The following is a 13,212-nucleotide window of genomic DNA, read 5'->3' as shown; positions in this document are numbered from 1 at the left end:
TGCTACCGCGCGCGCCGGAGCCGGCGCGCGAACCGAACGAAGACGGAGTGGACACGAGATGCTTCTGGGACGTACTGCAAGCGGTCTCTACTGGATGTACCGCTATATCGAGCGCGCGGAGAATATCGCGCGCATCGTCGATGCCGGGCTGCGGATGGCGCTCACGCGCACGTCCGACGCGCCGGCCGAATGGTCGTCGGTGCTCGTCAGCTCGGGCACGGATGAAGGCTACCGGCAGAAATACGACGCGTATGCGGCCGATACCGTGACCGACTACCTGCTGCGCGACCGCGACAACCCGTCGAGCGTGCTGTCGTGCATCGAGGCCGCGCGCTCGAATGCGCGGATGGTGCGCACGGCGCTCACGCGCGAGGCGTGGGAGAGCGTGAACGGCGCTTGGCTCGCGCTGCGCCGCGCGCTCGCGCAGCCGGTGCCGGAAAGCGAGCTGCCGGCCGTGCTCGACCAGGTGAAGCGCGAAACCGCGCTGATCCTCGGCAGCTTCTACAGCACGATGCTGCGCAACGAGATCTTCGATTTCGCGCAGATCGGCGCGTTCGTCGAGCGCGCCGACAACACCGCGCGGATCATCGACGTGAAATACCACCTGCTGCTGCCGTCGGTGTCGCACGTCGGCACGATCCTCGACAACTACCAGTGGGAGACGATCCTGCGCTGCGTCGCCGCGCACCGTTCGTACCGCTGGGTGTACGACGTGCAGTACAAGCCGATGAACATCGCCGACTACCTGATCCTGAACGGCCGCATGCCGCGCTCGCTGCGCTATTGCTACGGGCGCGTCGTGTCGAGCCTGAACCTGCTCGCAAAGGATTACGGCGTGACACACCCGTGTCACGACACGGCCACGAAGATCCTGCAGATGCTGTCCGATACGTCGGTCGAGCGGATCTTCAAGAGCGGCCTGCACGAATTCCTGACCGACTTCATCGGCCGCAACAACAGCCTCGGGATCGAAATCGCCCAGGCTTACAACTTCGACTGAGACTTGCCATGCGACTCGCCATTCGACACATCTCGCGTTATCAGTTCGACGATCAAGCCACCCATGCGCTGCAACGGCTGCGGCTGCGCCCGCAATCAGGCCCCGGGCAGACGGTGCGCGCGTGGCAGGTCACGATCGACGGCGTCGAGCCGTCGCTGTCGTACGCCGACGGGCTCGGCAACCGCATCGACCTCGTGCGGCACGAGCGCGGCGCGAAGGCCGAGATCGTCGTCGTCGCGGCCGGCGTCGTCGAGACGCAGGACCGCGCCGGCATTCTCGGTAATCCTGAAGGCTATGCGCCGCCGTGGATCTTCGAACGCGAGACCGCGCTCACGAAGGCCGGCGACACCGTGCGCGAGCTCACGGAAGCGCTGCCCATCGACCCGCGCGGCCTCGACGCATTGCACTGGCTGATGACGGAAGTGCACGACCGCATCGCGTATGCGCCGAACCTGGCCGCCGACGCGCCCGTCGACGCGGAAACCGCGCTGCAAAGCGGCGAGGGCACGAGCCGCGACCATGCGCATGCGTTCATCGCGGCCGCGCGCGTGCTGAAGATTCCCGCCCGCTATATCTCGGGCTACGTGCTGGCGGACAGCGCGATGCAACGCATCGCCGACGCGAAGCAGAACGTGGGTGACGACGAGCAGGAAGAAGCGCTCGCGCTGCAGAGCGGCGAGGGCATGCAGCAGGTGCTCGGCGCGTCGCACGCCGCGCAATCGCAGGGGCTGCCGCAGCCGGCGCTCGGTGCGCAGCCGCAAGCGGCCGGGCTGATGCAGCAGCCGGCCGGCCATGCGTGGGCCGAGGCCTATGTCGAAGGGCTCGGCTGGGTCGGGTTCGATCCGTTCATGAATCGCTGCCCGGACGAGCGCTACGTGCGCATCGCGGTCGGCCTCGACTATCGCGACGCGCAGCCGGTGACGGGGCTCGGCGCGACGACCGTCGGCGTCGAGATCAGCGTCGTGCAGACACCCGAGCTCGTCTGACCCGACGCGCGTTTTCGCCGAATCCGCCAGGCCGGGCCGCCGCGTCGCGCCACACGCGACGCGGCGCGCGGCCGGCCCAACCCGAACCGAGCTCCCATGTCCATCCACGTCGCGCTGCATCACACCACCCGCTATCGTTACGACCGGCTCGTCAACCTCGGCCCGCAGGTCGTGCGGCTGCGGCCCGCGCCGCACTGCCGGACGCCGATCCTCGCGTATTCGATGACGGTCGAGCCCGCGCAGCACTTCATCAACTGGCAGCAGGACCCGTTCTCGAACTATCTCGCGCGGCTCGTGTTTCCGGAGCGCACCGAGCACTTCGAGATCACGATCGATCTCGTCGCCGAGATGTCGGTGTACAACCCGTTCGACTTCTTTCTGGAGGCGAGCGCGGAGCAATACCCGTTCAGCTATGACGATGCGCTGAAGACCGAGCTCGCGCCGTATCTCGTGTGCGACCCGCAGACGAGCGCGGCGCCGCTGTTCCGCGCGTACGTCGACGGCGTCGATCGCACGCCGGCCGGCACCGTGAACTTCCTCGTCGCGCTGAACCAGCAACTGCAGCGCGACATCGGCTATCTCGTGCGGATGGAGCCGGGCGTGCAGACGCCCGAGCAGACGCTCGAGCTGGCGTCCGGCTCGTGCCGCGACAGTGCGTGGCTGCTCGTGCAGCTGTGCCGCCATCTCGGCATCGCCGCGCGTTTCGTGTCGGGCTACCTGATCCAGCTCACGCCCGACGTGAAGTCGCTCGACGGCCCGAGCGGCACGTCGGTCGACTTCACCGACCTCCACGCATGGTGCGAGGTGTACCTGCCGGGCGCCGGCTGGATCGGCTTCGACCCGACTTCGGGCCTGCTCGCGGGCGAGGGCCACATTCCGCTGGCCTGCACGCCGCAGCCGACGAGCGCCGCGCCGGTCGAGGGGCTGATCGACGAGTGCGAGGTGTCGTTCGAGCACGAGATGACCGTGACGCGCGTGTACGAATCGCCGCGCGTGACGAAGCCGTATACGGATTCGCAATGGGACGCCGTGCTGACGCTCGGCTCGCAGGTCGACGGCGCACTCGCGGCCGGCGACGTGCGGCTCACGCAGGGCGGCGAGCCGACCTTCGTGTCGATCGACGATCGCGACGGTGCCGAGTGGAACACCGACGCGCTCGGCCCGACCAAGCGCGGTTACGCGACCGAACTCGTGCAGCGGCTGCGCGCCGAGTACGGCGACGGCGGCTTCCTGCATTTCGGCCAGGGCAAGTGGTATCCGGGCGAGCAGCTGCCGCGCTGGGCGTTGTCGATCTTCTGGCGTGCCGACGGCCAGCCCGTGTGGCACGATCCGTCGCTGTTCGCCGACGAGCGCGAGCCGTCCGCGTATACGACCGACGACGCGAAGCGCTTCATCGATGCGCTGGCCGCGCGGCTGAACCTGACCGGCGAATTCATCCGGCCCGGCTACGAAGACGTCTGGTACTACCTGTGGCGCGAGCGCCGGCTGCCGGTCAACGTCGACCCGTTCGACTCGCGCCTCGACGACGAGCTCGAACGCGCGCGGCTGCGCAAGGTGTTCGAGCAGCAGCTCGACAGCGTGGTCGGCTACGTGCTGCCGGTCAAGCGCGTGGACACTGCGCCGGGCCTCGACGGGCCGCGCTGGCAGACGGGGCCGTGGTTCTTCCGCGACGAGCGGATGTACCTCGTGCCCGGCGATTCGCCGATGGGTTATCGGCTGCCGCTCGATTCGCTGCCGTGGGCCAGCCGTGCCGACTATCCGTATCTCGTCGAGCGCGATCCGTTCGCGCCGCGCGACGCGCTGCCTGAAGCCGCCGCGATCCGCGCGCGCTACGCGGGCCCGGCCGATGCGCCGCGCTACCTGTCCGGCGTGCATCGCGAGGCGTCCGCGCAGACCGTGATGCAGTGGCGCGACGACGGCCCGGCCGGGAACGGTCGGCCTGCCGCGCGCGACCCGGGTCGCGTTCCCGAGCGCTTCGAATCGGCCGCGTGGATCACGCGCACCGCGCTGTGCGTCGAAGTGCGCAACGGCATCCTGTACCTGTTCATGCCGCCGCTTGCCGCGCTCGAGGATTATCTCGACCTGCTCGGCGCGATCGAGCTGACCGCGCACGCGCTGGGCGTGAAGCTCGTGCTGGAAGGCTATCCGCCGCCGCGCGACGCGCGGCTGAAGCTGCTGCAGGTGACGCCCGATCCCGGCGTGATCGAGGTGAACATCCATCCGGCCGCCAACTTCGACGAGCTCGTCGACCACACCGAATTCCTGTACGACGCCGCGTGGCAGTCGCGGCTGTGCAGCGAGAAATTCATGGTCGACGGCCGCCACGTCGGCACCGGCGGCGGCAACCACTTCGTGCTCGGCGGCGCGACGCCGGCCGACAGCCCGTTCCTGCGCCGCCCGGACCTGCTCGCGAGCCTGATCGCGTACTGGCACAACCATCCGTCGCTGTCCTACCTGTTCTCCGGGCTGTTCATCGGGCCGACGAGCCAGGCGCCGCGCGTCGACGAGGCGCGCAACGACCAGCTCTACGAGCTCGACATCGCGTTCGCCGAGATCCAGCGCAACAAGCTGCTGTTCGGGCAGGACATGCCGCCTTGGCTGGTCGACCGCGTGCTGCGCAACCTGCTGATCGACGTGACGGGCAACACGCACCGCAGCGAATTCTGTATCGACAAGCTGTATTCGCCCGACTCGTCGACCGGCCGGCTCGGCCTGCTCGAACTGCGTGCGTTCGAGATGCCGCCGCATGCACGGATGAGCATCGTGCAGCAACTGCTGCTGCGCGCGCTGGTCGCGCGTTTCTGGGCCGCGCCGTACACGACGCCGCTCACGCGCTGGGGCACCGCGCTGCACGACCGCTTTATGCTGCCCGAGTTTCTTCAGATGGATTTCGACGACGTGCTGGCCGAGCTGCGCGACGCCGGTTTCGCGTTCGATCCGGCGTGGTTCGCGCCGCACTTCGAATTCCGCTTCCCGCTGTTCGGCCAGATCGCAGTGAACGGCATGCAGCTGTCGCTGCGCGGCGCGCTGGAACCGTGGCACGTGATGGGCGAGGAGGGTGCGCCCGGCGGCACGGTGCGCTACGTCGATTCGTCGGTCGAACGGCTCGAAGTGCGCGTGACGGGGCTGAACGACAACCGCCACGTCGTGACCGTCAACGGCCGCGCGTTGCCGCTGCAGCCGACCGGCACCGTCGGCGAATACGTCGCGGGGGTGCGCTACAAGGCGTGGTCGCCGCCGTCCGCGCTGCATCCGACCATCGGCGTGCACGCGCCGCTCACGTTCGACATTGTCGATACGTGGCTGCAGCGCTCGCTCGGCGGCTGCCGCTACCACGTCGCGCATCCGGGCGGACGCAACTACGCGACGTTCCCGGTCAATGCCTACGAAGCGGAGAGCCGCCGGCTCGCACGCTTCGTCGAGATGGGGCATACGCCGGGGCGGATGGAGGTCGCGCCTGCCGCGCCGAGCCGCGAATTCCCGTTCACGCTCGACCTGCGGCGGCCGTGACCGGACGATGACGAGGCGGACGACGATGCGCGGTGTGCGGTCTCCCGGCGAATGGGGTGATGGCGGCCCCGCCGGAATGCTAGGATGCGGGCAGATTGCGGCCGCACGCCGCGTATCGCCGCCGGCGCGGCGGCGCGCGTGCGCGGCCGCGCCCTGACGACGGAACGACACCGTGCCGCCCATAAACACCGACCATCTCGCCGCCCTCGACGCGATGCCCACGCTTTTCGATACCGGCGCGCAGCCGGATGCCGCGGAACTGGCCGCCGCGCTCGCGGCGCCGGCGGCCGCCGGCCGCTACGACGAACTGCGTGGCAGCGCGGCCGGCCTGAACGCGCCTGCGCTCGCGCCCGCGTGGCGCAGTTTCTTCACATCGATCGGCAGCGACGGCGTGGCCGACCTCGATCGCCGCGCCGACGCGCTGCACCGGCGCATGCGCGAGAACGGCCTGTTCTACCAATTGCACGAGCAGCGCGCCGGCGACGGCGCGGCCGGCCCGTGGTCGCTCGACCTGCTGCCGCTGATCGTCACGCCCGAGGACTGGGTCGCGATCGAGCGCGGCGTGCTGCAGCGCGTGCGGCTGCTCAACGCGACGCTGGCCGACCTGTACGGGCCGCAGACGATCCTCGAGCGCGGGCTGCTGCCGCCCGCGCTCGTCACCGGGCACCCCGGCTACCTGCGCGCGATGCGCGGCGCGAGCGTGCCGGGCGACACCTGGCTGCACGTGGTCGCGTTCGATCTCGCGCGTGGCCCGGACGGGCAGTGGCGGATCGTCGCGCAGCACACGCAGGGCGCGGCCGGCCTCGGTTACCTGCTCGAAAACCGGCTGATCGTGTCGCGGCTCTTTCCGCGCGGGTTTCGCGGGCTGCGCGTGCAGCGGCTCGCGTCCGCGTACCGCGCGCTGCTGCAGAGCATGCAGGCGCTCAGCCCGGCCCGCAAGAACTCGCGGATCGTGCTGCTGACGCCGGGGCCGCACAGCGCGACGTATTTCGAGCACGCGTATCTCGCGCGCTACCTCGGCCTCACGCTCGTCGAAGGCGGCGACCTGACCGCGCGCGACAACCGCGTATTCCTGAAGACGCTGAGCGGCCTCGAACCCGTGCACGGCATTCTGCGGCGTGTCGACGACGCGTGGCTCGATCCGCTCGAACTGCGGCCCGATTCGATGCTCGGCGTGCCGGGGCTGCTGCAGGCCGTGCGCGCGGGCAACGTGCTGCTCGCGAACGCGCCGGGCTCGGGCTTCCTCGAATCGCCGGCGATGCTCGGTTTCATGCCGCGTCTCGCGGAAGGGCTGCTCGGCGAAACGCTGACGCTGCCGGCCGTGCATTCGTGGTGGTGCGGCGAGGCGGCCGCGTGCGACGACGCATTGCCGCAACTCGCGCGCGCCATCGTGAAGGCATCCTATCCACCCGAGGTGCAGGCCGGCGGCGCGTTCGAGCCGGTGATCGGCGCGCGGCTCACGCAGGCGCAGCTGGCCGAATGGCGCGCACGCATCCTCGCGCGGCCCGAACACTACACGGTGCAGGCCGACCTGCCGCTGTCGCAGGCGCCGACCTGGCCGCGTCAGGACGCGCCCGACGGCCACGGCGGCGCGCGCATCGTGCCGAAGCCGGTGCTGCTGCGCGTCTTCGCGCTCGCCGACGGTGCGCAGCGCTGGCGGCTCCTGCCGGGCGGGCTGTCACGGGTCGGCACGCGCGACACGCTGTTCAATGCGCCGATGCCGCGCGGCGGCAGCACCGTCGATACATGGGTGATGACCGAAGGCATCGTCGATTCGACGACGCTGCTGCAGACGCATCTCGGCCCCGACGACCTCGTCGAACGGCCGCGCGCGATCGCGAGCCGCGCGGCCGAGAACCTGTTCTGGCTCGGCCGTTACACCGAGCGCGCGACCAACCTGATGCGGCTCGCGCGCGCGGCGCTCGAACGGCTGCGCGGCGAGGACGACGTCGACAGCCCCGCGCACCTGGAGCTGCTCGACACGCTGTGTCGCGACACGGGCCTGATCGCGGCCGATGCACCGAACGCCGTCGATGCGCCGCGTGCGTTCCAGCACGCGCTCGCGACGTCGCTGACGCGCGGCGCGGATCGCACGTCGGGCATTGCGTCGTGCCTGTTCGGGATGCGTGGCGCGGCTGCCGCGATCCGCGAACGGCTGTCGAGCGACCAGTGGCGCCTGATCGACGATGCGACCCAGCTGTTCGCGGACAGCGCGGGCCAGCCGGAAGCCGAGGAACAGATCGGCAACGACGCACTGCAGTTGCTGGAGCGCCTCGGCCTGCTCCTCGGCGCGATCACGGGCGCGCAGACCGACAACATGACGCGCGACGACGGCTGGCGGCTGTTGTCGATCGGCCGGCAGATCGACCGGCTGGACTTCCTGTGCAGCGTGCTGAAGTGCGCGTTCGACGAAGGCGCCGTGCACCGGCAGGACGGCTTCGAGCTCGTGCTGGAGCTGTTCGACAGCACGATCACGTTCCGTTCGCGTTTCCAGCGCGGCTTCGATGTCGCGCCGCTGCTGTCGCTCGTCGTGCTCGATACCGACAATCCGCGCTCGCTCGGCTGGGTCGTGCAGGCGCTGCGGGGCCGGCTGACGAAGGTCGAGCGCAGCGAAGGTTATGCGCTGTCCGAACTGGCCGAGACGATTCCGGACGTGCCCGCGTGGTCGCTGCACGAGCTGTGCGAAACCACCGACGGTGGCCGGCACGGCGCGCTGCTCGAAGCGCTCGACACGACGGCGAAGGCGGTCTGGGAACTGTCGAACCGGATCGGCGAGCGCTATTTCAGCCATGTACGCGAGGCGGGCAGGACGTTATGGTGACGACGAAAGGCGCGGGGAAAACCCCGCCGGGTTCCGGCGATGCCCGGAACGCATCGGCATCGGCATCGGCCGCGAAAGCAACGACCGCCGACGTCGCGCCGGGCCGCTTGCTGCGCGTCACGCACGACACCGAATACCGTTACGCGGCGCGCGTCGAATCGGCGCAGCACCAGGCACGGCTGCAACCGCTCGAGACGCCGCGCCAGCAAGTACTGTCGTTCGCGCTCGACATCGATCCCGAGCCGGAATCGGTCTGTACCGAGATCGATGCATTCGGCAACGCGCGCGCATCGTTCGCGTTGAACCTGCCACATGACGCGCTGCTCGTGCGCAGCCGCAGCACGGTACGCGTGACGCCGCCCGTGTGGTCGCGCGGTGCGCGCGGCGCACCGCCGCCCGCCATCGCACATCCCGACGCAAAACAGGCGACTGCGTGGGAAGCCGTGCGCGACCGCCTGCGGTTTCGCGCAGGGCAGCCTTACGATGCCGCGAGCGAATTCGTGTTCACGTCGCCGCATGTCGCGTGCGACGCCGAACTCGCCGCGTATGCGGCCGCGAGCTTCACGCCGCAACGGCCGCTCGTGCAGGCTGCCTGGGACCTGATGCGGCGCGTGCATGCCGATTTCGCGTATACGCCGAACAGCACCGACATCACGACGTCGGCGCTCGACGCGCTGCACTTGCGCAAGGGCGTGTGCCAGGATTTCGCGCACGTGATGATCGGCGGGCTGCGCTCGCTCGGGCTGGCCGCGCGTTACGTGAGCGGCTACCTGCTGACGCAGCCGCCCCCCGGGCAGCCGCGGCTGATCGGCGCCGATGCGTCGCATGCGTGGGTCGAGGTGTACGACCCGGCATGGCCCGAGGACAACGGCTGGCTGCAGCTCGATCCGACCAACGATCGCGCGCCGGGCGACGACTACGTGATGCTGTCGATCGGCCGCGACTACGCGGACGTGACGCCGCTGCGCGGTGTGATCCGCGGCGGCGGTGCGGATCAGGAGCTGAAGGTCGGCGTGACGGTGGAGCCGCTCGACACGCCGTAATGTCGCGCGATGCCGCGTGCCCGCGCGCATTGCGGTTTAAGTCTTCGTTAATACTGCACGCCTAGCATGGCCATGCCGGCGAACGGATCTGGCTTGATTCGGAAGCCGGCGGCACGCGCGGGTGCGTCGACGTCACGGCGCCGCACCGACGCGCAGCGCCATTCCCTTGCAACGGCGGCGGATCATGATCAAGACCTTCGACTACACGCTCGGCAGCGAGACGATTGCGCTTTGTGCGAGCTTCGGCGCGGGGCCGGCGTGGCGCCGCGTGCTCGTGAGCCGTGCGGATTCGATGGAGACGCTGGTGGTGCTCGATGCGCGCGGCCTGTCGGGCTTGCTGAAGGTGGCGACCGAAGCGCCGGAGGGGCTGCTCGACGACGCGATCCGCAAGGTCGGCGACGAGCAGTTGGTCGAGCGGGCGATCAGCGGCAGGGCGATCGTCGAAACCGCGCTGTGAACCCCTGGGCAGGATCAAGCTGCTGACGGCACATCCCGGCGACTTCCGGCGATCGTCGGCAACCGGCGGACATCATCGCGCGAGAAAGTCGAGAAGGACGGACGCAAGCTGTTCCGGCTGCTCTTCGGCGGGATAGTGGCCGGAGTCGCGCAGCACGATCCCGTGCACATCGGACGCGACCTGCGCCATGGTGGCCTTCGATCCTTCGCCGTACCCGAATTCGCATCCGATGGCGAGGACAGGCATGTCGAGTTTCTTCGCGCCGAACATCTTGTTGTCGTCGAGATCCACGAACAGGGTGCGGTAGTAGCTGAAGCTCGCGCGAAGGGCGCCGGGCTGCGTGAGCGCGGTCGCGTAGACGTCGATGTCCGCTTCGGTGATGGACTCGGGATCGACGGTGCCTACCGTGTCGCGCCGGATGAAGTGACGCACGAACAGTGCTTCACGGCCGCGAACCAGCTCTTCCGAAATGTCCCCCGCCATATTGAAGCCGAAGTGCCAGCTGCCGCCCGTGGCCACGTTCATCGCCTTTTCCTGGCCGAAGCCCGGCAAGCCGCTCTCGATGAACACGAACCGCTCCGTGAGTTGCGGATACAGCGCCGCGAACGCGTAGCCCACCTGGCCGCCCATGTCGTGTCCGACGATGCAGGCCTTTTCGATCTGCAGCGCATGCAGCAACGCGGCGATGTCGCCTGCGACGGTCTTCTTGTCATAGCCTGCCGCGGGCTTGCTGGAGTGGCCGAATCCGCGCAGGTCGGGGGCGATGACCATGCAGTGAGGCGAAAGCAACGGCACGAGCTTTCGCCACGCATGCGACGTTTGCGGCCAGCCGTGCAGCAGCACGACGGCCCGGCCGGCTCCGGCCACTTTCGTGTGAATGCGCAAGCCGTTCACGCGGACGGCAAGCGACTTGACCGCAGGGCGGTCGAGGCGTTCGGAACGAGGTTCGGTCGGGGTCAACGCCATGAATCAGCCTTCGAAGTGGAAAGAGTGGCCGGTGTGCGTGCCATCCGGCAAACCGCAGCGAATCGCGATGACGGAACGGCCTCCAACTTCCCGGCCGGCAGACATCCGGCTCGCGCAATGGCTGGAGGCTCGACGCGGATCAATCGGCGCGCGCGCGACGTTGCCCGATGGCGCGCCTTAGTTCGCGAACCGGTCCGTGGCCGCGATCAGCGCCTCCAGGATCCCCGGTTCGTTGTACGCATGCCCGGCGCCGGGCACGATCTCGAACGTCGCATCCGGCCAGGCCTTCGACAGCTCCCATGCGGTGCGAGCAGGCGTCGCGACGTCATAGCGGCCCTGCACGATCACGCCCGGAATGCCGGCGAGGCGATGCGCGTCACGCAGCAGCTGGCCTTCCTCGACGAAACCCTGGTTCACGAAGTAATGATTCTCGATCCGCGCGAACGCGAGTGCGTAGTGGCCGTCCGCGAAGTGCGCGGCGAGTGCGGGGTCGGGCAGCAGCGTGATCGTGCGGCCTTCCCAGATGCTCCATGCGCGCGCCGCTTCGAGCTTCGCGGCTTCGTCGTTGCCGGTCAGCCGGCGATGGTAGGCGGCGATCAGGTCGCCGCGCTCGGCTTCGGGAATCGGTGCAAGGAAGGCTTCCCACAGGTCGGGGAACAGCCACGACGCGCCTTCCTGGTAGTACCACAGCACTTCCGCGCGGCGCATCGTGAAGATGCCGCGCACGACCAGCGCGCTCACGCGCTCCGGGTGCGTTTCCGCATACGCGATCGACAGCGTGCTGCCCCACGAGCCGCCGAACACGAGCCACTTTTCCGCGCCGACCATCTCGCGCAGGCGCTCGATGTCGGCAACCAGATGCCACGTCGTGTTGTTCTCGAGGCTCGCATGCGGCGTCGAACGCCCGCAGCCGCGCTGGTCGAACAGCAGGATGTCGTAGCGCTCCGGATCGAACAGGCGGCGATGGTCGGCGCTGCAGCCGGCGCCGGGGCCGCCGTGCAGGAACACGGCGGGCTTGCCGGCGGGGTTGCCGCAGCGCTCCCAGGAGATGCGGTGGCCGTCGCCGGTGTCGAGATGGCCGTGGGCGTAGGGTTCGATCGGTGGGTACATGACGTTTCCTGATTGAAAGGTCGGTGGGGTGCCGGGCAACCGGTGCCGAAAGCAGTACGCCATTATGCCCAACTCGCCGAAATGGCGCGCTTCGGTTCCGGCATGCCGCACGGCTGTCGTTCCTGTCGATCGGCATTGAAAAATCCGTAAAAAAAACGCATCGCATCATTCACGCATTCCGATTCAATATGTCGTTGTGTTTCATGCGCGTGCCACGCATGAAATGCACTCATGACGCTGGCCATGCGTCGCGAATCAACGAGAAATCAAAATAATTCCGGGGATTGTGAATGGTTAGCGATTCTCTGACGAGGAAGGAGCGCGAGATCGTGTCGTTGATCGCGCGGGGGATGCGCTGTATGGAAATTGCCGAGGCATTGGGGGCCGCGCCGATGACGGTGCGCAAGCATCGCTCGAACATCGTGCGCAAGCTCGGGCTGACGGGCACCGCGCAACTCGTCGCGTATGCGGTCGAACACGCGCCGCCGCTCGCGGACGACCTCTCTCCTTGCGAAGATCGCCGCGCTCGGGCCGCGTGAGCGGGATGTGCTGCGCCTGATCGGTGCCGGTCTCGCGAGCAAGGAAATCGCAAGGTTGCTCGATGTCAGCCCGCGCACGGTCAGCAAGCATCGTGAAAACATCATGCACAAATTGTCCATTCACGAACTTGCCCGCCTGATGAAAATCGGCCGCGAATTGTGATTCCGGCGATTCGCTTTTCACTACGCAATCGGAGGTATTGAGCGGCATTCGCATTCGGCGCAATTTGAATGGCGGGCGGATATTGCGTTGCATTCGCCCGTGGACGGGAGAATGCGCGATATTCCGAGGGCGAATTCACCCGGTTTTCTTAATGAAAAGGAGTGAAAAATGGAAAGCGAAAATGTGATTATCTGGAAGGACGATCGCGCCACACAGGTCGAAGTGGCGCAACTCGTCAATCGATCCGCCGGGGAGATCCTGGTCGACGTCACCGACGCACAGCAGGTCAAGGAGTGGACGAAGCTGCTCGAACCTCGGGCCGCCGACGATCACGCGGAAGGGGACACCGCGCTGTTCACCTGGCCGTTTCGTCCCGTGCCGAACGCCGCGATCTACGGCGGCGTGGTGGTCACGACCGTCAGCACGTTCGCGCTGCTGACCGGTTTCGCGATCTGGCGGCGCTACAGCGTGGATGCGGAGCTTTCCGCAAACCGCATGCGTTTCCGCCTGCGCCCGCCGCCGCGCCCGTAACCGCCGGTCCGGCCGCCGCCCGCCGAGGGCCGGCGGCTGCATGACGTACCGCACGCGCCGGCGAGACAGCACGGCGGCGCGTGCGG

At 68.4% G+C, this 13,212-nt stretch carries 11 protein-coding genes; 9 read left to right on the top strand and 2 right to left on the bottom strand.

Annotated features, from left to right (window positions below; genetic code table 11):
* The first annotated feature begins 58 nt into the window (after positions 1-58).
* The 6 genes from APZ15_RS18555 to APZ15_RS18530 all read left to right on the top strand — a co-directional run bounded on the left by APZ15_RS18555 (position 59) and on the right by APZ15_RS18530 (position 9,817).
* Positions 59-1,000 carry an alpha-E domain-containing protein gene (locus APZ15_RS18555; RefSeq protein ID WP_021162096.1) on the top strand — a complete coding sequence of 314 codons (942 nt, stop codon included), beginning with the start codon at positions 59-61 and terminating at the stop codon, positions 998-1,000.
* A gap of 8 nt (positions 1,001-1,008) precedes the next feature.
* A complete protein-coding gene (locus APZ15_RS18550; protein ID WP_027791304.1) occupies positions 1,009-1,986 on the top strand; it encodes a transglutaminase family protein in 978 nt (325 codons plus the stop codon).
* 96 nt (positions 1,987-2,082) lie between these two features.
* Positions 2,083-5,496 carry a transglutaminase family protein gene (locus APZ15_RS18545; RefSeq protein WP_027791305.1) on the top strand — a complete coding sequence of 1,138 codons (3,414 nt, stop codon included), beginning with the start codon at positions 2,083-2,085 and terminating at the stop codon, positions 5,494-5,496.
* 214 nt (positions 5,497-5,710) lie between these two features.
* Positions 5,711-8,317 carry a circularly permuted type 2 ATP-grasp protein gene (locus APZ15_RS18540; RefSeq protein ID WP_034196036.1) on the top strand — a complete coding sequence of 869 codons (2,607 nt, stop codon included), beginning with the start codon at positions 5,711-5,713 and terminating at the stop codon, positions 8,315-8,317.
* The gene (locus tag APZ15_RS18535) at positions 8,311-9,360 is read left to right on the top strand and encodes a transglutaminase family protein (protein ID WP_027791307.1); all 1,050 of its coding nucleotides are present in this window, start codon (positions 8,311-8,313) and stop codon (positions 9,358-9,360) included. Before APZ15_RS18540 ends, APZ15_RS18535 begins: the two co-directional genes overlap by 7 nt.
* Before the next feature lie 184 nt (positions 9,361-9,544).
* Positions 9,545-9,817, top strand: a complete 273-nt coding sequence (locus APZ15_RS18530) for a hypothetical protein (protein ID WP_027791308.1) — start codon at positions 9,545-9,547, stop codon at positions 9,815-9,817.
* 72 nt (positions 9,818-9,889) lie between these two features.
* Here APZ15_RS18530 and APZ15_RS18525 read toward each other — a convergent pair whose 3' ends face one another.
* Complete coding sequence (locus APZ15_RS18525; protein WP_201800288.1) at positions 9,890-10,660, bottom strand: alpha/beta fold hydrolase; 771 nt, start codon at positions 10,658-10,660, stop codon at positions 9,890-9,892.
* 300 nt (positions 10,661-10,960) lie between these two features.
* Positions 10,961-11,893, bottom strand: coding sequence for a prolyl aminopeptidase (gene pip, locus APZ15_RS18520; RefSeq protein ID WP_027791309.1), 933 nt, complete (start codon positions 11,891-11,893; stop codon positions 10,961-10,963).
* 290 nt (positions 11,894-12,183) lie between these two features.
* Here pip and APZ15_RS18515 point away from each other — a divergent pair, with 290 nt between their 5' ends.
* From APZ15_RS18515 to APZ15_RS18510, 3 genes are all read left to right on the top strand, one after another.
* A complete protein-coding gene (locus tag APZ15_RS18515) occupies positions 12,184-12,432 on the top strand; it encodes a response regulator transcription factor (protein WP_057056468.1) in 249 nt (82 codons plus the stop codon).
* A gap of 7 nt (positions 12,433-12,439) precedes the next feature.
* Positions 12,440-12,595 carry a LuxR C-terminal-related transcriptional regulator gene (locus APZ15_RS39460; protein ID WP_230942755.1) on the top strand — a complete coding sequence of 52 codons (156 nt, stop codon included), beginning with the start codon at positions 12,440-12,442 and terminating at the stop codon, positions 12,593-12,595.
* A 168-nt stretch (positions 12,596-12,763) separates the two neighbouring features.
* Positions 12,764-13,126, top strand: a complete 363-nt coding sequence (locus APZ15_RS18510; protein WP_027791311.1) for a hypothetical protein — start codon at positions 12,764-12,766, stop codon at positions 13,124-13,126.
* Positions 13,127-13,212 lie beyond the last annotated feature (86 nt).

Origin of the sequence: Burkholderia cepacia ATCC 25416 (assembly GCF_001411495.1) — a bacterium.
GTDB lineage: Bacteria > Pseudomonadota > Gammaproteobacteria > Burkholderiales > Burkholderiaceae > Burkholderia > Burkholderia cepacia.
The sequence above is the reverse complement of the archived record's forward strand: the minus strand, read 5'-3'. Positions and strand labels throughout refer to the sequence as shown.

What these genes read in the sequence shown, in the direction of transcription:
- APZ15_RS18540 (WP_034196036.1), top strand. Translation starts at nt 5,711, where the DNA reads ATGCCCACGCTTTTCGATACCGGCGCGCAGCCGGATGCCGCGGAACTG.
- APZ15_RS18545 (WP_027791305.1), top strand. Translation starts at nt 2,083, where the DNA reads ATGTCCATCCACGTCGCGCTGCATCACACCACCCGCTATCGTTACGAC.
- pip (WP_027791309.1), bottom strand. Translation starts at nt 11,893, where the DNA reads ATGTACCCACCGATCGAACCCTACGCCCACGGCCATCTCGACACCGGC.
- APZ15_RS18555 (WP_021162096.1), top strand. Translation starts at nt 59, where the DNA reads ATGCTTCTGGGACGTACTGCAAGCGGTCTCTACTGGATGTACCGCTAT.
- APZ15_RS18515 (WP_057056468.1), top strand. Translation starts at nt 12,184, where the DNA reads ATGGTTAGCGATTCTCTGACGAGGAAGGAGCGCGAGATCGTGTCGTTG.
- APZ15_RS18550 (WP_027791304.1), top strand. Translation starts at nt 1,009, where the DNA reads ATGCGACTCGCCATTCGACACATCTCGCGTTATCAGTTCGACGATCAA.
- APZ15_RS18510 (WP_027791311.1), top strand. Translation starts at nt 12,764, where the DNA reads ATGGAAAGCGAAAATGTGATTATCTGGAAGGACGATCGCGCCACACAG.
- APZ15_RS18530 (WP_027791308.1), top strand. Translation starts at nt 9,545, where the DNA reads ATGATCAAGACCTTCGACTACACGCTCGGCAGCGAGACGATTGCGCTT.
- APZ15_RS18535 (WP_027791307.1), top strand. Translation starts at nt 8,311, where the DNA reads ATGGTGACGACGAAAGGCGCGGGGAAAACCCCGCCGGGTTCCGGCGAT.